Below are 1481 nucleotides of genomic sequence, written 5' to 3'. Positions count from 1 at the left end.
GAGGTCTGCTCGGCCGCCGACGCCACCCCCACCGATTGCTGCCGCGCCCGGTCCGCAACGCCCGTCATCAAACGTGCAGTCCCCTCCAACTCAGATGCCGACGACGAGAGTTGGTGAACGAGATGTCCGACGGAGCCCTCGAAGCGCTCGGCCAAGGCCTGCATCTCCTCCCTGCGGCGAAGAACCTGCTGTCTCTCGTTGTCCGACTGTGATGCGCGCAGCTCCTCGGCCTCTGCCATCGCGGCTGCGAACGTGCTCATGGCGCCCCAGATTTCGCCGATCTCGTCGCGGGTCTTTTTGACCTGCGGGAGATCGTAGTCGCCGGCAGCGAGCTTGCGGATGGAGATGGTGACGAGCTGCAGCGGACGGGCGATCTGTCGATGACCGACGAAACCGCCGATCAGGAGCGCGGCCAGGGTGCCTCCGAGCGCGAGGCAAATCAGGAGCGTCATCCGCTCATTCTGCATCGCCTGGGTTGCAGCCTCGATAGCATCGGCGGCTTCGCTCCCGCGCTTTGTGAGCGCATCGATGCTCTCTTGGAACGCCTTGCGGTTGGCGCGATTGGCCTCGTTGAAGCCCTGCTTCGCGGCGGCCTCGACCGAAACTTCCGTTCCGAGGCGTGCCGTCTCGGTGCGGAACATCTTGAATGCTTCGGCGTCCTTCACCACCCGTTCGAACACGGCCTTGTCGGCTTCGGGAACGAGCGGCGCCCACTGCTTGAGCAGCTCGTCGATCTTCTTCAGGCTAGCGATCAGACTGTCCGCATAGGTCTTCGCGTCCTTGGTGTCAGCTGCCGCGTAGACGCCCCGTGCATCCATGACCACGGCAGTGACAAGGCGATTGAGGCGTTCGCTGTAGAGCGCGCGCGTCGAAGCAGCCTTCACGTCGTTCAGAGCCGCATTGTAGACCTGAAGCGAGTTGATCCCGACAGCCGAGATCACGACGACGACGAGACTGATGGCTCCGATGAGTGCAAAGATCTTCGCTCTAATCCGCATGTAATCCCCCAACCACTTGTTTTCTGGTTTGAGGGGATCAAAGCGCAATCCCATTAAGGCATAGCTAAAGTGCCGACACTTTCCGCAAAGTTCGCAAGTATTTTGATGTTATGAAGTTCACCGCCTGCCAAAGGTTCGGACGCACCCGGTATGGCGCCGCTGCAACACCGGCCGGGAAGAAAACAAGCCGAGTCCGCGCGCGAGAGATGGCCATTGACGGCCGGACTCCCGAACGGCATTTATGCTGTGTACCTACTGATTCGAAGAGGGTCACAGAGGTCTCAAGCACACTCGATCTAAAGAATAAGTAAAAGCAAAGTCGTCACTTATCGAACACGCTGGCGACACTGCGTCATAATTTGCGTGCTTGCGTAAAAATCACCTATTTGAGCCGGGGGGCTTTATCGATGTACATTGTCGTTGATGAACGGCAGATGGTGACGGCTGGCTATGTGGCCAGCTTCGACCGCGAGGGCGTGTCCT

The 1481-nt window shown here is 59.6% G+C and carries 1 protein-coding gene; it reads right to left on the bottom strand.

Features of this window, described 5'->3' with window-relative positions; translation table 11 throughout:
• Positions 1–998, bottom strand: a 998-nt coding sequence (locus DES45_RS24665) for an MCP four helix bundle domain-containing protein (RefSeq protein ID WP_114773561.1), incomplete at its 3' end; no start/stop codon positions are given.
• Positions 999–1481: the final 483 nt, after the last annotated feature.

Origin of the sequence: Microvirga subterranea (assembly GCF_003350535.1) — a bacterium.
GTDB classification, from domain to species: domain Bacteria; phylum Pseudomonadota; class Alphaproteobacteria; order Rhizobiales; family Beijerinckiaceae; genus Microvirga; species Microvirga subterranea.
This window is presented reverse-complemented; position numbering and strand designations above follow the sequence as displayed.